At 62.9% G+C, this 17,499-nt stretch carries 16 protein-coding genes and 1 pseudogene; 14 read left to right on the top strand and 3 right to left on the bottom strand.

Annotation, left to right across the window (positions count from 1 at the left end):
* The first annotated feature begins 108 nt into the window (after window positions 1-108).
* Window positions 109-711 (top strand): helix-turn-helix domain-containing protein, encoded by a 603-nt coding sequence (locus B0G76_RS37565; RefSeq protein WP_120297748.1) that lies wholly within the window; start codon window positions 109-111, stop codon window positions 709-711.
* 260 nt (window positions 712-971) lie between these two features.
* Here the strand turns inward: B0G76_RS37565 and B0G76_RS37560 are convergent, their stop codons facing one another.
* Entirely contained in the window at window positions 972-1,937 is a 966-nt protein-coding gene (locus B0G76_RS37560; protein ID WP_120297747.1) for a LysR family transcriptional regulator, read from the bottom strand.
* A gap of 186 nt (window positions 1,938-2,123) precedes the next feature.
* Between B0G76_RS37560 and B0G76_RS37555 the strand changes: the two genes are divergently transcribed.
* From B0G76_RS37555 to B0G76_RS37535, 5 genes are all read left to right on the top strand, one after another.
* On the top strand, window positions 2,124-3,311 hold the full coding sequence (locus tag B0G76_RS37555) for an FAD-binding oxidoreductase (protein WP_120297746.1): 1,188 nt from the start codon (window positions 2,124-2,126) through the stop codon (window positions 3,309-3,311).
* Between the two features lie 31 nt (window positions 3,312-3,342).
* Window positions 3,343-4,116: an electron transfer flavoprotein subunit beta/FixA family protein gene (locus B0G76_RS37550; protein WP_120298086.1), complete on the top strand. Its 774-nt coding sequence runs from the start codon at window positions 3,343-3,345 to the stop codon at window positions 4,114-4,116.
* Entirely contained in the window at window positions 4,113-5,063 is a 951-nt protein-coding gene (locus B0G76_RS44675) for an electron transfer flavoprotein subunit alpha/FixB family protein (protein WP_120297745.1), read from the top strand. Before B0G76_RS37550 ends, B0G76_RS44675 begins: the two co-directional genes overlap by 4 nt.
* A 311-nt stretch (window positions 5,064-5,374) precedes the next feature.
* Entirely contained in the window at window positions 5,375-5,755 is a 381-nt protein-coding gene (locus tag B0G76_RS37540) for a hypothetical protein (protein ID WP_120298085.1), read from the top strand.
* Between the two features lie 191 nt (window positions 5,756-5,946).
* The gene (locus B0G76_RS37535; protein WP_120297744.1) at window positions 5,947-6,759 is read left to right on the top strand and encodes a mechanosensitive ion channel family protein; all 813 of its coding nucleotides are present in this window, start codon (window positions 5,947-5,949) and stop codon (window positions 6,757-6,759) included.
* Between the two features lie 64 nt (window positions 6,760-6,823).
* On the opposite strand, the gene B0G76_RS37530 is transcribed toward B0G76_RS37535, so the two are convergent.
* Window positions 6,824-7,495 (bottom strand): DedA family protein, encoded by a 672-nt coding sequence (locus B0G76_RS37530; protein WP_120297743.1) that lies wholly within the window; start codon window positions 7,493-7,495, stop codon window positions 6,824-6,826.
* 174 nt (window positions 7,496-7,669) lie between these two features.
* On the opposite strand from B0G76_RS37530, the gene mutL reads away from it, so the two are divergent.
* Window positions 7,670-9,718 carry a DNA mismatch repair endonuclease MutL gene (gene mutL / locus B0G76_RS37525; protein WP_120297742.1) on the top strand — a complete coding sequence of 683 codons (2,049 nt, stop codon included), beginning with the start codon at window positions 7,670-7,672 and terminating at the stop codon, window positions 9,716-9,718.
* A 43-nt stretch (window positions 9,719-9,761) separates the two neighbouring features.
* Window positions 9,762-10,710: pseudogene (gene miaA / locus B0G76_RS37520) on the top strand (tRNA (adenosine(37)-N6)-dimethylallyltransferase MiaA).
* 71 nt (window positions 10,711-10,781) lie between these two features.
* On the opposite strand, the gene purM reads toward miaA, so the two are convergent.
* Complete coding sequence (gene purM / locus B0G76_RS37515) at window positions 10,782-11,849, bottom strand: phosphoribosylformylglycinamidine cyclo-ligase (RefSeq protein WP_120297741.1); 1,068 nt, start codon at window positions 11,847-11,849, stop codon at window positions 10,782-10,784.
* 100 nt (window positions 11,850-11,949) lie between these two features.
* Between purM and B0G76_RS37510 the strand changes: the two genes are divergently transcribed.
* The 6 genes from B0G76_RS37510 to B0G76_RS37485 all read left to right on the top strand — a co-directional run bounded on the left by B0G76_RS37510 (window position 11,950) and on the right by B0G76_RS37485 (window position 17,465).
* A complete protein-coding gene (locus tag B0G76_RS37510) occupies window positions 11,950-13,026 on the top strand; it encodes an AI-2E family transporter (protein ID WP_120298084.1) in 1,077 nt (358 codons plus the stop codon).
* A 114-nt stretch (window positions 13,027-13,140) separates the two neighbouring features.
* Entirely contained in the window at window positions 13,141-13,929 is a 789-nt protein-coding gene (gene hda / locus B0G76_RS37505; RefSeq protein ID WP_120297740.1) for a DnaA regulatory inactivator Hda, read from the top strand.
* Window positions 13,922-14,608 carry an HAD family phosphatase gene (locus B0G76_RS37500; protein WP_120297739.1) on the top strand — a complete coding sequence of 229 codons (687 nt, stop codon included), beginning with the start codon at window positions 13,922-13,924 and terminating at the stop codon, window positions 14,606-14,608. Before hda ends, B0G76_RS37500 begins: the two co-directional genes overlap by 8 nt.
* Window positions 14,605-16,191, top strand: a complete 1,587-nt coding sequence (gene pcnB / locus B0G76_RS37495; RefSeq protein ID WP_120297738.1) for a polynucleotide adenylyltransferase PcnB — start codon at window positions 14,605-14,607, stop codon at window positions 16,189-16,191. Before B0G76_RS37500 ends, pcnB begins: the two co-directional genes overlap by 4 nt.
* Window positions 16,192-16,239: 48 nt before the next feature.
* Window positions 16,240-16,788 carry a 2-amino-4-hydroxy-6-hydroxymethyldihydropteridine diphosphokinase gene (folK, locus tag B0G76_RS37490; protein WP_120297737.1) on the top strand — a complete coding sequence of 183 codons (549 nt, stop codon included), beginning with the start codon at window positions 16,240-16,242 and terminating at the stop codon, window positions 16,786-16,788.
* Entirely contained in the window at window positions 16,785-17,465 is a 681-nt protein-coding gene (locus B0G76_RS37485) for a deoxynucleoside kinase (RefSeq protein ID WP_120297736.1), read from the top strand. Before folK ends, B0G76_RS37485 begins: the two co-directional genes overlap by 4 nt.
* Window positions 17,466-17,499: the final 34 nt, after the last annotated feature.

Raw genomic sequence — 17,499 nt, 5'->3', positions numbered from 1 at the left:
CATCAAACGGGAGCTTTATTGGGGAGTAACAAAGATTCTCCTGGTGAAACTCTTCGCGCACGACTCGGCGCTGCAATCTGCTACGCTTTTCTTTTCCGTGAGGCCTACATGCAAACCGGTGAAGACAATAAAACGCCGCTTGAACGCTACCTCGGCATCACCATCCGCGAACTACGCCAGCGCCACGGCCTGACGATCGCCCAGGTCTCCGAGCAGGCCGGCATCAGCCGCGGCATGCTTTCGAAGATCGAGAACGCGCAAACCTCCGCAGGCCTCGATGTGCTCAACCGCATCGCTCAGGCGCTCGGCGTTTCGCTCTCCACACTGTTCCGCAATTTCGACGTGCCGCAAGGCGGCGCACAGCTCGTCAAAAAAGGCGGCGGCATGGAGGTGGTCCGCAAAGGCACCAAACGCGGGCACACCTATCACCTGCTTGCTTACGACCAGGGTCCGCGCAAGCTCTTCGAACCCTTCCTGATCACGATGGAGGACGAAGCCGAACGCTTTCCCGTGTTCGAGCATCCGGGCACCGAATTCATCCATATGCTTAAAGGCGTGATCGAATACCGCCACGGGCAGCAGACCTACATCCTTCACCCCGGCGACACGCTCACCTTCCAGGGTGAGATCCCGCACGGTCCCGAGCGTCTGATCAAGACGCCCATTCAATTTCTGTCGATCTTTGTGTATCCGCAGTCGAGTGCGGATTGATCGGTTATTGCTACCGGTCACGACCGACCGGGTAAACCAATGCAACGTTTGTGCCATGTTTATCCATGTGAATCAAAAATTCCCATCAATAAACGCTTTGCGCGCAACGGGTTCGCGGCGCAATTCAGACTGAAACACACGCTGGCTTGACTACGGTGCATATCGTCGTTGTGGCTGGTGCGACCTTGCACAACAACGAGGTGTGCGGTTAAACAGCGTCAGAAGCAACGCTTATAAAAACGGGCGCTATAGCGCCTGAATCAGCGCAACGCGTCGTCTGGCAAATCGGGCAGCGCACGCGCCAGCGACGGCTGAATTGCGTTATCCAGCAGGCCGCGCGTCAGCATGGCGATGTCGCTCGCGAATCGATCCCATTCACCCTGGCGGTGCAGCAGAAAGAAATCGCGCCGCCCGAGACGGCTCGGCGGCAACGGCATCACCGCGATATCGTCCAGATAGTGGCGGGCCTGCCACAAACACAAGGGCGTCGAGATCGCAAAACCTACGCGCGCGGCCACCAGACTCAGCAGCGGGTCGGTCGCGTCGAACTCGTAACGCCGCGGACTGTTGATGCCCAGGTGCCGCGCGAAACGTTCGATCTGCTGACCGATCACCGAGCGCGCGGTATAGCGGATCAGCGGCATTTCCGATGCGAGCGTGCGCCAGTCGATATTACGGCGCCCGCTCACATGGCTGCGCGCGACCACGACGACAAACGCCTCGGAAAACAACGGCACTTCGACAATGCGTGCGTCGTTCAGTGTGGTTTGCGTGCAGACCGCCATATCCAGTTCGCGATCGTGCAGTTGTTTGCTCAGGCCCGGCGTCAGGCCGGACCACATCGAAATCTGCCGCTCCGAATTCGACACCGCGCGAATCAATTCGGGGCCGACGGTCGCTGCAAACGAGTCGACACAGCCCAGCCGCACCGGCATCTTGCCCGTATGCGACGCATCGCCGATACGGGCGCTGACCATCTGCGCATGCTCGATCAACGGGCCCGCCAGTTCGAGCAGTGCGCGCCCCGCTACGTTCGGCCGCGGCGGGCGGCTCTCGCGGTCGAACAGCGTCAGGCCCTGGTCGCGCTCCAACGCGGCGATCGACTGGCTCACCGCGCTCTGGCTCACGCCCAGCTGCTTTGCGGCGCCCGTCATCGAACCGCTGTCGCACACGGCGACGAAAGCCTGCAGCGCGCGCAGATCGATCGGGGTCGGGGTTCGTCTCATGGAAAGCTCCGCTCGCGTTGGTGACTTGCCGGTCATCCTGTGCGGCACGAAAGCATAGTGCCGAGGTTTGCGGGACCGGTGTTCAGGATGAGAAATTGCATTAGGTCGCCATAAGTTTGCCTAATACAAAATTGCCGCGCCGGGTGTGTTCCTAGAATTCGCCTCATTGCCCATACAGAGGTCCATATGAGCCACTACGATTTCATCGTGATCGGCGCGGGTGTCATCGGTACGTCGGTCGCCCATCATCTCGCCGCGCAAGGCGCGCAGAGCGTGCTGGTGATCGAGCAGGGCACGATCGGCGCGGGCACCACCTCGCAGTCGTCCGGCCTGCTGCGCACGCATTACTCCGTGCGCCAGAATGTGGAGCTCGCGCGCTCGTCGTGGTGGGCGTTCAATAATTTCGCCGAATATGTCGGCGACGACGAAGCATCCTGCGGCCTCGTCAAATGCGGTTATCTGATCTGCTCGCCCGAGGGCGACAAGCTGGAGCCGCTGCACGCCTCGCTCGCCGCGCAGCAGGATATGGGCATCGAGGTGCGGTTGCTCGACAAGGGCGAGGCGCACGAGCGCCTGCCGATCGCGAGCTTTGACGACGCCGCGCTGATCGGCTTCGAGCCGGAAGCGGGCTTTGCCGACGCTTATCTGGTCGCGACGGGTTTTGCCCGTTCGGCGCGCCGGCGCGGCGTCAGGATCATGGAAGGCGTCAAGGTAACGGACGTTGTCCGCGAAGGACGCCGGGTCACCGGCGTCGCAACCAGCGCGGGCAACTTCAGCTGCGGCACGCTGATCAGCACGCAGAACATCTGGACGCCGGAACTCGCCGGCTGGATCGGCGTGCCGCTGCCGGTCAAGCCGGAGCGTCACACCGTGCTCGCGCTCGAATGCGAGGGCGCCGCCTACTCGTTCAAGATGCCGGCGTTCAAGGACCTGGGCTCGGCCGGCATGCTCTATTACCGCAGCTACGGCGGCAGCCAGATGCTCGTGTCCGAAGGCGTGGTCGGCGAGACGCTTAACTCGCCGGAAACGGAACAGGGCGATATCTCGCTCGACTATGTCGCCGAGGTCGGCGCGCAGGTCGCCGAACGCTTCCCCGCTTACGAAATCGCAGGGCTGGCTTCGTCGTGGACCGGCGTTTACGACGTGACGCCGGACTGGAATCCGGTGTTGGGCAAAGTCGCCGATATCGAAGGGCTCGTGGTCGGTTTCGGCTTCTCCGGGCACGGCTTCAAGCTGTCGCCTGGCATCGGCAAGATCCTCGCGCAGCACGCGCTCGGTCAGCCCACCGATGTTTCTCTCGCGCCCTACGCGCTCGACCGGTTCGCCAGCGGCGCGCTGCTGGTGGGCAAATATGGCTCCGGCGCGGTCTCCTGATTTCCGATCGAAGGATGCTTCAATCATGACAATCAACATTCTGGTTCCAGTCACGCGCGTGGTGGACGCCAACGTGCGCGTGCGGGTCGCCGCGAACGGTTCGATCGATACCACCGGCCTCAAGATGTCGCTCAATCCGTTCGACGAATGCGCGCTCGAAAAGGCATTGCAACTGAGGGAAGCCGGCGCGGCATCGAAGGTCACGGTGATCACCTGCGGCACGCAAACCAGCCAGGACGTCCTGCGCACCGCCCTGGCGATGGGCGCGGACGATGCCATGCTGATCGATACCTCCGCGGCGACTTCCACGCTGGATTCGCTGGCCGTCGCACGCCTGCTGAACGCCCATATGGCGAGTCGCGCATACGGCCTCGTGCTGTGCGGCAAGCAGGCGATCGACGGCGATATCGGCGGCGTCGCCGCGATGCTCGCCGCCCTGCTCGACTGGCCGCAGGCGTTGAATTCCTGCGCACTCTCAGTGGATAGCACAGGCTGGTCCGTCACTTGCGGCGACGACGCCGGCACGACGACGTGGCTGCTCGAGGGGCCGGCTGTCGTCAGCGCCGATCTGCGCCTCGCCGACCCGCGCCGCGTAACCTTGCCGAGCATCGTCAAGGCGAAGCAGAAGCCGCTTGCGATTGTGGACGCCGCCACGCTGGCCGTCGACCTGACGCCCCGGAGCCAGATCGTCAGGCTCAGCGATCCGCCGGTTCGCCAAGCTGGCATCAAGTTCGCCGACAGCGCCGCGCTAATCTCCGCGCTCACGGAACGGTGCGTGTTCGATCAAGCAGGAGTCCCCGCATGAGAAGCCTTGTCGTAGCTGAAAGCGAAAATGGCCGCGTTGCCGATGCGACGCTTCGCGTCATCACCGCGGTCGTGCAACGCGGATTGCCGGTCGATGTGTTCTTACCGGATGCCGCGCTTGCATCCTCGGTCGAAAAGATTGCCGGAGTGGAGCGCGTTCTGGTGATGGCAAGCGCCGCGAGCGAGTGCTTTGTGCCTGAAATACTCGCCGCGCAATTGCACGCGGTGCACGCGACGCACGGACCGTATTCGCTGATCGCAGCGAGCCATCGGACGCTCGGCCGCAGCGCCTTGCCGCGCGCCGCCGCGCTGGCCGGCGGCGCGTTCATTCCGGATGTAATCGCAGTGGAAGGCGATAGCTCCTATATGCGCAGCCTCTACGCGGGAAGTGTCGTCGCCAATGTGGCCTCGGCCAGCGCCGTGACGTTCTCGACGATTCGGCCATCGTCGTTCGCGCCCGCGACCGACAGCGGTGGCAACGGTCACCGCGTGACGCTCGAACCCATTACTGGCTTTAGCAGGACGCGGCTCGTTGAACGCCAGGCATCGGCACAGGCCGGCCGCGAGCTGGCTGACGCGCGAATTGTCGTCGCGGGCGGGCGCGGTCTGGCATCGAAAGACAACATGGACCGGCTCGGCAAACTCGCCGAAAGCTTGGGCGCGGCGCTCGGCGCCTCGCGCGCCGCTGTAGATGCCGGCTATGCCCCGAATACGGCGCAGGTTGGGCAAACCGGCAAGATGGTCGCCCCCGACGTCTACCTGGCATTCGGGATCTCCGGCGCGATTCAGCATCTGGCCGGCATGAAGGACTCGAAGACCATTGTCGCGATCAATAAAGATCCGGACGCGCCGATCTTCTCGGTAGCGGACATTGGGTTTGTGGGCGACCTGTTCGAAGTAGTCGATGCGCTCGAAACGCAAGTCAGCGCAGGGAGCGCGAGCCAATGACGCCCGATTCGTAGGCAAACGGCGGCGGTGTCACTTGAACCATCGCGCGCGGCGTGCAGCGACGACGACGGAGCGTCGCAACATTCTCACAGATTCTCACAGCGAGATTCATCACGCCCCACGCATGCACGGTGACATTCTTACGTCACACTTCTTCGACACCGAACATATACAACGGACTCCGAACATTGTTATTTATTGAGACATAAAGACGTGCAATGATCGCCGCCGATTCTGCGAATCACGCTGTTGCTCTGCGTGAGCAAACGCTCTGGCAACGCCGCAGATCCCTGCGCTTTCATTCCGTCACTATGACCAATTTTCTGTTCGGCTTTGTCTCGAACCTTGCCTTGCTGGCTATCGTGCTAAGCGCGTGTCAACTGTGCAACCGGTTCGTGCCCGGCGCCGCGCTCAATGGCGCGCACATTTTCGTCGCGCTGGCATCAGCCGCGCTGCTGCTCGATGCCGCGCTGACCTTTCTCGTCTTCGCCGATGCGCAGAACCGCTATGGCAAGTTCAGTACGTCGGGGGCATTCTTCGAACGCGCCAGCGCGTACATGCTGGCAGCAGTCGCCGCATTGGCGTGGCAGTTCGCGGCACGTCGTGCGCGTCGTGTGCGTCCCGCCAAACCGAACGCCAACACGCTGGTCATTCGCACGTCCCCGTATTCCGAATCGCATCTGCCGATGTAAGCCCACGCGGCCCATTTTCTCCTCTTGACGCAATCCGCATCATCAGGAACGGACCTTGCGTATGGGCGCGCCGTCGCGTATAACTTCCGAAGATCAAGAGTTACCATCTGCACCCGCCACTGGGCATTCGCCGCTGTATTGCACTCCCGCCGTTCAATCAGTCGAAGGCAACTTAACCAGCGAGGAACATCTTGGATCTCGAAACCGTACGCGCATTCATCATGACCCGAGGCATCGACATCGGCACCAAGGTACTCGGTGCGATCGTCTTGTGGATCGTCGGCCGCTGGGTCATTGGCCTGATCACCGGCCTGCTTCGCAAACTGCTGGCAAAAAACGGCCGCGTCGATCCCACACTCGCTCATTACCTCGGTTCGATTCTCGGCGCATTGCTGAACCTGCTGCTGATCCTCGCTATCCTGCAGGTGTTCGGCGTCCAGACGACCTCGTTCGCCGCCTTGCTCGCCGGCCTCGGCCTTGCGATCGGCACTGCGTGGGGCGGCTTGCTCGCCCACTTCGCGGCAGGCATCTTCATGCAGGTGCTGCGGCCGTTCAAGGTGGGTGATTTTGTTACCGCGGGCGGCGTAACCGGCACGGTCTCCGAGTTGGGGCTGTTCGGCACGACCATCGTGACGCCGGACAACGTGACGACCATCGTCGGCAACAACAAGATCTTCTCCGACACGATCTCGAACTACAGCATATTGCCCGTGCGGCGCGTCGAGTTGACAGCGAAGATTGCCAACGGCGTCGACCCGACGGATGCGATGAGTCGGCTAAAGGCGGCTGTCACGAAGATTCCGAACGTGGCGGAAAGCCCCGCGCCGGATATCGAAGTGCTGAGCTTCACGCCGGAGGGACCGTTGTTGTGCGTGCGGCCCTATACAAACAACGAGCATTACTGGCAGGTCTACTTCGACACCAATCGCGCGATCGTTCAGACCTTCAAGGAAGCCGGCTATCCAACACCGGAAACGCCGCTTGCGCCGCGCGCGGTGACGTAAAAGAAAACGGCGTCGCGAATCTCGCGACGCCGTTTTTTCGTCTTGCTCCGTACTAGCTGAAGCGTTAGCGGCCACCCGCCTTGTATGCGTTTTTGCGCGTCATCTTCCACAGCGCGCCAAGCACCACCGGCACCACGGCCGCGCCGATACCCACCAGCACGATCACGTTCAGATATTGACGGATGAACGGAATGTTGCCGAAAAAGTAGCCGAGCAACACCAGCAGCAATACCCACAACAGCGCGCCGAGGATGTTGAAAAGCTGGAACCGGCTCACCGTCATCTCCGAGGCACCGGCGACGAACGGCGCGAAGGTACGCACCACCGGAATGAAACGCGCCAGCACGATGGTCTTGCCGCCATGCTTTTCATAGAAGTTATGGGTCTTCTGCAGCGCGGTCCGATCGAGAAAGCGCTCAAGAAAAGGGATGTGCGAATTGAACACCCGTGGTCCGATGGCCCGCCCAATCATGTAGTTGACCGTATTGCCGGTGACCGCGGCAACCAGCAGCAGAACGATCAGCAGCCCGAGATTCATTTCACCGCTTGCGCAAAAAGCGCCGCCGATGAACAGCAGCGAATCGCCCGGCAGAAAGGGCAGAATGACCAGCCCGGTTTCACAGAACACGATAAGAAACAGCACCGCATAGACCCAGGTGCCGTACACGTGGATGAAGTCGCCCAGAAACTTGTCGATATGCAAGACAAGGTTGACGAAGTGTAGCAACGTGTCCAAAAAGCGTCCTTTATTAAACGAATGTGACCGTAGCGGGAGCGGCCGCGCGAACAGCCTCGCGGGCGATGAGCGGCGAGCGCGCGTGCTCGCTGCCGGAAATTGACCGCGTCATCATACCGAAAGTGCCCGGGTGCGATTAAAAAACTGCTCGCGCCGAATCGCTATAATTTCGCCATGTCAGAATTCTCCGAAACGCCTGCCGGCACCGCCGACGCGGCCGCAGTTCCCGCCGCGGCGCCCGTCCCACGCCCGTTGCGGGCGATCCAGCCCCTGCCCGATCAGTTGATCAGCCAGATTGCCGCCGGCGAAGTGGTCGAGCGGCCGGCCTCGGTGGTCAAGGAATTGCTGGAAAATGCACTCGATGCCGGCGCGCAGACGTTGCGCATCCTGCTCGACGAAGGCGGCGTCAAACGCATTTCGATCACTGACGACGGCTGTGGCATCCCCGAAAACGAACTCGCGCTCGCGCTGATGCGCCACGCGACCAGCAAGATCCGCTCGCTCGCCGAACTGGAAGCGGTCGCCACGCTCGGGTTTCGCGGCGAAGCGCTGGCGTCGATTGCGTCGGTCGCGCAGATGAGCATCACGAGCCGCACGGCCGAGGCGCCGCACGCCGTGCGCGTCGACGCGCATACGGGCGTGCTGAGTCCCGCCGCCGGCACCCAGGGCACCACGATCGAAGTCCGCGAGCTGTACTTCAATACGCCCGCGCGCCGCAAATTCCTGAAAAGCGAGCAGACCGAACTCGGCCATTGCCTCGAACAGATTCGCCGCGCCGCGCTGGCGCGGCCGGATGTGGCGATTTCCGTCCTGCATAACGGTAAGGCAGTCGAACACTGGAACGCCAGCGAACCGCCCGCGCGGGTCGCGAAGATTCTTGGCGAAACCTTTGCGACGGCGCATTTGCCGCTCGACGAATCCGCCGGGCCACTCGCCGTCTACGGCTGCGCCGGCCTGCCGACCGCGAGCCGTGGACGCGCCGATCAGCAGTATTTCTTCGTCAATGGCCGGTTCGTGCGCGACAAGCTGCTCACGCACGCCGTGCGCGCCGCCTACGAAGACGTGCTGCATGGCGACCGCTATCCGTCCTACGTGCTGTTTCTCGACCTGCCGCCAGAAGCGGTCGATGTGAACGTGCATCCGTCCAAAATCGAAGTGCGCTTTCGCGATTCCCGCTCGATTCACCAGTTCGTGTTCCATGCCGTGCAGCGTGCGTTGGCACGGCACGCGGGCGCGTCGCCGGAAACAACGGCCGGCGGGCATGCAGCGCATCTGGAAGCATGGACGGGTGGGCCGGCTTCGTTCGGCGCAACGCCGCTGGGAGGTGCGCGTGCTGGAAGCGGCGGCTTTGGTGGCGACGCAGGCAGCCCCGGCGGTGGGATGAACAGCGGCATGGGCAACGGATTCGGCTCCTCGCAACCCGGCAACATCTGGATGCGCCAGGCGCGAATGACGCAAGGCACGCTGCCGGTCGCACAGCCGCTGGCGTTCTACGACGCGCTTTTCGGTCGCAGAGACACGAACGCCGGCACAGCGGAAGGTGCGACGCTGTTCGAAGCGCGCGACTCGGCGGCGGAAGCGCCCTCGCCGTACAACACCTCGGCACCATACGCATCGCCCGCGTTCAACGCTGCGGACGAGCAGCCGCTCGGCTTCGCGCTCGGCCAGATTCACGGCATCTATGTGCTCGCGCAGAACGCGCACGGACTCGTGATTGTCGACATGCACGCCGCGCACGAACGCATCCTGTACGAGCAGTTCAAGAACGCCCTGGCCGATCGCACGATCGCCGTGCAGCCGTTGCTGATCCCGCAAACGATGCAGGCCGATCCGATCGAAATCGGCACGGTCGAAGAAGAACGCGACACGCTGGACGCACTCGGTTTCGATCTCGCCGTGCTGTCGCCGACTACGCTCGCGATCCGCGCCGTGCCCGCGTTGCTGAAAGACGCCGATTTGCAGGTGCTGGCACGCGCGGTCCTCTCCGACCTGCATGCGTTCGGCGGTTCTCGCGTGTTGACCGAGCGCCAGCACGAGCTGCTCGGCACGCTCGCCTGCCATCACGCGGTGCGCGCGAACCGGCGTCTGACGCTCGACGAAATGAATGCGTTGCTGCGCCAGATGGAGGCGACCGAGCGCGCCGACCAATGCAATCACGGGCGTCCGACGTGGTATCAATTGACGCTTTCCGATCTCGATCGGCTGTTCATGCGTGGGCAATGACGGTGCGCCTGATTACGCTAATTTGGCGCGCACGGTCTTGCCTATGACGTCACACATTCCCGCACCGATCCCTTGCCTGCTCGGCCCGACCGCATCCGGTAAAACCGCTGCAGCCCTAGCGCTGGCCGCACGGCGGCCGGTGGAAATCATCAGTGTCGATTCGGCGCTGGTTTATCGCGAGATGGATATCGGCACCGCCAAGCCGACGCCGGAAGAACGCGCAGTGGCGCCGCACCACCTGATCGATATCGTCGATCCGGCCGACGCATATTCAGCGGCCGAATTCCGCAGCGACGCGTTGCGCCTGATCGGCGAGATCAGTGCGCGCGGGCGGCTACCCTTGCTGGTCGGCGGAACCATGCTGTACTACAAGGCGCTCACGCAGGGCCTGAACGACCTGCCCGCCGCCGATGCCGACGTGCGCGCAACGCTCGATGCCGACGCCGCATGCGAAGGCTGGCCGGCGCTGCACGCACGGCTCGCCGCCGTCGATCCCGTTACGGCTGCGCGCCTCGCGCCAAACGATTCGCAGCGAATTCAGCGGGCGCTCGAGGTTTTCATGCTGACGGGGCAAGCAATGTCCACTTTGCTGGCCGCGCCCGCTCGAACGGATGACGCCGCTCTGGCGTGGCGTTTCGTGCCTATCGCGCTCGAGCCATCCGAGCGGAGCGTGCTGCATACGCGCATCGAAAAAACGCTTCGACGCCATGCTGGCCAACGGTTTTATCGACGAAGTCGTGACATTGCGCGAGCGCGGGGATTTATTGCCCGAGATGCCGTCCATGCGCTGCGTGGGATACCGGCAGGTCTGGGAATATCTCGACGGAACCGTCGACTACCCGACCATGCGCGATAAAGGGGTCTTTGCCACCCGGCAATTGTGCAAGCGGCAACTCACGTGGTTGCGCAGCATGACGGAGCGGGTGGTGGTTGATTGCTGCGATCCCGGCGCGACTGCGCAGGTCGTCAGCTTGATTGAAGCGATGAAGTGAGGTTTTTACCCGCGCGGCGCTTACCTTCCGTACGCCGCGCAGGCAAACCAGCCTGTGGTCAAACTGGCTGGTTAGATGACGACCGTCTGAGCTTCGCCGGCCGCGCTCTCGCGAATCACGCCGATTTTCCAGACCTGCTCGCCAGCCGCCGACAAAGACGCGATCGCAGCGTCGGCATCGGCCGCGGAAACAACCACCGCCATGCCGATCCCGCAGTTGAACACGCGGTGCATTTCCGCATCCGCCACGCCACCGTGCTTCTGCAGCCACGAGAACAGCGGCGGCATCGGCCAGCCGCGGTGATCCAGCTCGGCCGTCAGACCTTCGCGCAGAACACGCGGAATATTCTCGACCAGCCCGCCGCCGGTGATGTGCGCCATACCCTTGACGGCGATCTGCTGCATCAAGGCCAGCAAAGGCTTCACGTAAATATGCGTAGGCGCCATCAACGCGTCAGCGAGCGTTCGGCCATCGAAATCCGCATTCAGATCAGGTTGTGCACGCTCGATGATTTTGCGCACCAGCGAAAAACCGTTCGAATGGACGCCGCTCGAAGCCAAGCCCAGCACCACGTCGCCCGGGGCGATCGTGCTGCCGTCGATAATCTTGCTCTTTTCCACCGCGCCGACCGCAAAACCGGCCAGATCGTATTCGCCGTCCGGATACATGCCTGGCATTTCGGCCGTCTCGCCGCCGATCAGCGCGCAGCCCGACAGTTCGCAGCCATGCGCGATACCCTTCACGACCGTTGCCGCGGTACCGACGTCCAGCTTGCCGCAAGCAAAATAATCGAGGAAGAACAGCGGCTCGGCACCCTGAACCAGAATGTCGTTCACGCTCATCGCCACCAGATCCTGGCCGACCGTGTCGTGTTTGTTCAGCTGGAACGCGAGGCGCAGCTTGGTGCCGACGCCGTCGGTGCCCGAAACCAGCACCGGCTCCTTGTACTTCTTCGGCACTTCGAACAGCGCGCCAAACCCGCCGATGCCACCCAGCACGCCGTCGCGCATCGTCTTTTTGGCAAAGGGCTTGATCGCGTCGACAAGGGCGTCGCCCGCGTCGATGTCCACGCCGGCGTCGCGATACGACAAACCTTGGGCCGAATCAGTTGAATGCTGGGCGGATTTCGGTTGATTCATGGGGAAGAGCTCGAAGGTCGGTAAAATGCGATTTTACCCGATGCCGGCCGTCCGGCTGGAATTTGAATCGTCCGGTTCTGACGACACCTGGGAAACAACTTTGCAACAGAACTCCTCCATCCTGACACCTGTACAGCGCCGCGCGTTCATCTGGCTGGCGATTGCGCTGGTTGTCGGCATTCTGCTCTGGCTACTGAGTCCCGTCCTCACGCCCTTCCTGCTCGGCGCCATTCTCGCGTACATTCTGCAACCGGGCGTCGCGTGGATGGTGCGCCGGCGCGTGCCGCGCGGACTCGCCGCCTTACTGATGATGCTGTTGTTTTCGTTGCTGATGACGATGCTCGTACTGCTGGTGCTGGCCGTCATCCAGAAAGAAGGGCCGCAGCTGAAGCAGCAAGTGCCCGTGCTGTTTGCGCACGTGAGCGCCTGGCTGCAGCCCAAGCTTGCGATGCTGGGCCTCGCCGACTCGCTCGATTTCGCCAGTATCCGCGATCTCGTGATGGGGCAGCTCGAAGGCAGCGCACAGCAGGTCGCGCTTTATGCATGGACCTCGATCCGCACCAGCGGCAACGTGATGATGACGGTGGTCGGCAACCTCGTGATGGTGCCGCTCGTGCTGTTTTATCTGTTGTACGACTGGAACCGCATGCTCGCTCGCCTGCAGATCGTAGTGCCGCGCCGCTGGCTCGACAAAACGCTGCAGCTCGCGCGCGACATGGACCAGATGCTGTCGCAATACCTGCGCGGCCAGTTGCTCGTGATGGGGGTCCTCGCGGTCTACTATGCGATTGCGCTGACGATCGCGGGCTTCGAGATCGCGCTGCCGGTGGGTATTTTCACGGGCCTCGCCGTGTTCATCCCGTACATCGGCTTTGCAACCGGGCTCGCACTGGCGCTGCTCGCGGCACTGCTACAGTTCGGCGACTGGTACGGCTTCGGCGCGGTCGCGCTGATTTACGGCGTCGGCCAGATCGTGGAGAGCTTTTATCTCACGCCGCGCCTCGTCGGCGAACGGATCGGCCTGCACCCGCTCGCGGTCATCTTCGCGTTGCTCGCGTTCGGTCAGCTGTTCGGCTTTTTCGGCGTGCTGCTGGCGCTGCCGGTCAGCGCGATTCTGTCGGTCGCGATGCGCGAGTTGCGTCAGAGCTATCTGACGAGCACGCTTTACAACAACTGAGTCACTGACGTTCATTGACTGCTCGTTGACCGCTCGTTGACTTTTTATTGACGTTTTAGGGCCCGAGGTCCGGGCCATTTGCAGCCTAAGCCTCATTTTCGGCATTAACCTACTGTGCTTCGTCAACTGACGCTCGATCTCGGCACCCCGCCGCCATCGACATTCGACAATTTCTTCGCCGGCGCCAACGCCGAGCTGGTCACGCGCCTGCGCGAGCTCGACAACGCGCTCGCGGCCGGGCCAGTGGCCGATCGCACCTTCTACATCTGGGGCGAAACCGGCAGCGGTCGCACGCATCTGCTGCAGGCGCTGGTCCACGAAGCGCCGCCGGGCCATGCGCGCTTTGCCAGTCCGCAGAGCAGCCTCGCCGCCTTCACATTCGACCCGCGCGTCGCGCTGTATGCGATCGACGATTGCGACGGCCTGTCCGCCGCGCAGCAGATTGCCGTGTTCAACCTGTTCAACGAAGTGCGCGCGCATCCCACCAGCGCGCTCGTCGCCGCAGGCAATGCGCCGCCGATCGGCATGACGGTGCGCGAAGATCTGCGCACACGCCTCGGCTGGGGCCTCGTGTTCCACCTCGCCCCACTGCCGGACGAAGGCAAGGCCGCCGTGCTGAAACACGCGGCGCGCGAGCGCGGCATCATGCTGGCCGACGACGTCCCCGCCTACCTGTTGACGCATTTTCGCCGCGACATGCCGAGCCTGATGGCGTTGCTCGACGCGCTCGACCGCTTCTCGCTCGAACAGAAACGCGCGGTCACGCTGCCGCTTTTACGCACCATGCTGGCCTCGCCTGACGCCGACGATCGGCGAACCGCACCCGCCTCGTCCGGGTCACCCGCCGCTTCATCCACGTCCCCCGCCGCCGCCGCTTCAAGTAAAATAGGCCCCCATGGCTAACCTCGCACTCTTCGACCTCGACCACACCCTCATTCCCACCGACAGCGACCACGAATGGGGCCGCTTCATGGTGAAACAAGGCATGGTCGACGCGGAAAATTTCGCCCGTGAAAACGACCGCTTTTTCGCCGACTACAAAGCCGGCAAGCTGGACATTCACGCGTATCTGATCGCCATGCTCACGCCGCTCTCGAAGTACACGCGCGCTCAGCTTGCCGACCTTCACGCGCAGTACATGCATGAAGTGATCAAGCCGGCGATCTTCCCGGTCGCACTGGAACTGGTCAGGGAGCACCGCGAAGCCGGCGATCTTTGCTGCGTGGTCACCGCAACCAACGAATTCATCACCCGCCCGATCGCTCAGGCGTTCGGTGTCGACGCGCTGATCGCCTGCGAAGCGGAAACCGTGGACGGCCAGCCGCATTCGCCGTATACCGGCCGCCCCACCGGCACGCCGAGCTACAAGGAAGGCAAGATCATCCGTACCGAGGCGTGGCTGGCTTCGCTCGGCAAGACCTGGAGCGACTTCGAGCACAGCTATTTCTATAGCGACTCGCACAACGACATCCCGCTGCTCGAAAAGGTCACCGATCCGATCGCGACCAATCCCGACGACACATTGCGCGCCCATGCGCAGGCCAAAGGCTGGCGCATCCTCGAACTCTTTCAACCCTCGTGATCAAAAAACTTATCCGCAAGCTATTCGGCCAGGACTCGGCGCCCGCTGACGACACCCCGCCGGCCGAAGCCGAAGCCGAAGCAGACGAAGCCGGCTCCGCGCCGGCACGCAACGCGTCCAGCGCCAGCAAAGCGCGCCGCAAACCGGCACGCCCAGCGGCCAAAGCCGTGCGTGACCCCGACGTGCCGGTCATCATTCCGCACGACGTGCATGGCATCGATCAATCGCTGATCTCGAGGAACGCGATTCGCGTTACCGAAGGCCTGCAGGAGGCGGGGCACCGCGCGTTTATCGTCGGCGGTGCGGTGCGCGATCTCCTGCTCGGAATCAAGCCGAAAGACTTCGACGTCGCGACCGACGCCACCCCCGAACAGGTGCAGAAGCTGTTCCGCCGCGCGCGCATCATCGGTCGCCGGTTCCAGATCGTGCATGTGCAGTTCGGCCAGGAAATCATCGAAACCTCGACGTTCCGTGCGCTGGTCGATCCGCCCGCGGCCGACGCAGCGCCGCCGCGCCGCCTGAAGCGCGACGAGCTCGACCGCCGCACGCATGCGGTGGACGCCAGCGGCCGCGTGCTGCGCGACAACGTCTGGGGCGAACAGCACGAAGACGCCACGCGCCGCGATTTCACGATCAACGCGATGTACTACGATCCGGCCACGCAAACCGTGCTGGACTATCACAACGGCATGGCCGACATGCGCGCGCGTCTGTTGCGCATGATCGGCGACCCGGCCACGCGTTATCGCGAGGATCCGGTACGCATGCTGCGCGTGGTGCGCTTTGCCGCCAAGCTCGACTTCGAGATCGAAGACACGACCCGCGCGCCGATCGCCAAAATGGCCGATCTGATCAACAACGTGCCGGCCGCGCGTCTGTTCGACGAGATGCTCAAGCTGATGCTGTCGGGCCACGCGCTTGCCTGTTTGAAGCGTCTGCGCCAGGAAGGCCTGCATCATGGCCTGCTGCCGCTGCTCGACGTGGTGCTGGAGCAGCCGATCGGCGAGAAATTCATCACGCTCGCGCTGTCCAATACGGACGCCCGCGTGCGCGCCGGCAAGCCGGTTTCGCCGGGCTTCCTGTTCGCCACACTGCTGTGGCACGACGTCCAGACGCGCTCGCAGCAATTTGAAGCGAACGGCGAATATCCGGTGCCGGCCCTGCATCACGCGATGGACGACGTCCTCGACATGCAAACCGAGAAACTCGCGATCCACAAGCGCTTTTCGTCGGATATGCGCGAGATCTGGGGCCTGCAGCTGCGCCTCGAGAAACGCTCGGGTAGAAGTGCGCTCAAGCTGCTGGAACACCAAAGATTTAGAGCGGGGTATGATTTCCTCCTGTTGCGCTGCGAATCGGGCGAACTCGACGAGTCGGTCGGTGCGTGGTGGACGGAGTTCATCGAAGGAGACGTCGCTGCGCGTGAGACCTTGCTCACGCAAGGCGGGAAGGACCGAAGCCCCAGAAAACGACGGCGGCGCAGCAGTGGCGCCAGGACCCGCAAACCGGGCGACGGAATGGAGGGCGGCACGCCAGAACGCACAGCCAACGACGCGGGCCATGACGGCTCGCACGAAGACTGACACGGCGTTGGCGGTTGCCGTCGAACGATAGTTGCAGGAAGTTATGCCATGACGGTTGCTTATCTCGGCCTCGGCGCGAATCTCGGGGACGCGCGCCAGACCCTGAAAGACGCGGTGGTGTGCCTGGCCCAACAGCACACCATCACCGTGCTCGCCAAGTCGAGCCTGTATCGCACCGCCCCGATCGACGCGGGTGGTGACGATTATTTCAACTGTGTCGTGAAGGTCGATACGACACTCCCCGTGCGGCATCTGCTCGCGCTGTGCCACAAGATCGAGCATCAGTTCGGCCGTGAACGGCCGTTTCGCAACGCCCCGCGCACGCTCGATCTGGACATCCTGCTGTTCGGCGATCAATCGATCGACGAAGCCGATCTGATCGTGCCGCATCCGCGTTTGATCGAACGCGCCTTTGCACTCGTGCCGCTCGTCGAGATCGACGCGGCGCTGATCATCCCGCAATACGGCCGTGCCGAGACCTTGCTTGACGGCGTGAGCGATCAACGTATCGAGAAGGTCAAGGGCTCCTGCCAGTGTCCAATGCTCAATGCATTGCCTGGCGGCGCCCCTGCAGGCGACAAGGGCCATTGCGAATGAATTCACCACCGCTCACCGTCACCGCACCGCAACTGCGCCCGCCCTTCGGCTATCTTGCGATTGAAGGTCCAATCGGCGTCGGCAAGACATCGCTCGCGCGGCGGCTCGCTCAGCGTTGGTCGATGCAGGAACTGTTCGAGCGGCCACAGGACAATCCCTTTCTCGAGCGCTTTTATCGCGACACCGCGCGTTACGCGCTGCCCGCGCAATTGCACTTCGCCTTGCAGCGCGCGCAGCAGGCCCAGGACGTGGCGGCCGCGCACGTGGCGGGCACACCGCTGATCGCCGATTTCATGACGCAGAAGAACGACATCTTCGCGCGTCTGACCCTGCAGGAAGACGAGTGGCATCTGTATCGCGCCCTCGCCGCGCGAATCGACGTGAGCGCGCCGGCGCCAGATTTCGTGGTCTACCTGCAAGCCAGTCCCGAAGTGCTGTTCGCACGCATCCAGAAACGCGCCGTGCCAATGGAACTGCAGATTTCCGATGCATATCTGCACGCGCTCTGCGACGCCTACAACGAATTTTTCTATCATTACGACCGCACGCCCGTGCTGACGGTCAATGCCGAACATCTGAATCCGCTCGACTCGGACGCGGACCTTGCGCTACTCGCCGAACGCATCGAAACCATGCGTGGCCGCAAGGAATTCTTTGTTAAAGGCACGTCGCTTTAAGCGGCGCGCCTCCTCTTTTTCCAACGGATTTTCC

The sequence above is a fragment of the Paraburkholderia sp. BL23I1N1 genome (assembly GCF_003610295.1).
Lineage (GTDB): Bacteria > Pseudomonadota > Gammaproteobacteria > Burkholderiales > Burkholderiaceae > Paraburkholderia.
The sequence above is the reverse complement of the archived record's forward strand: the minus strand, read 5'-3'. Positions and strand labels throughout refer to the sequence as shown.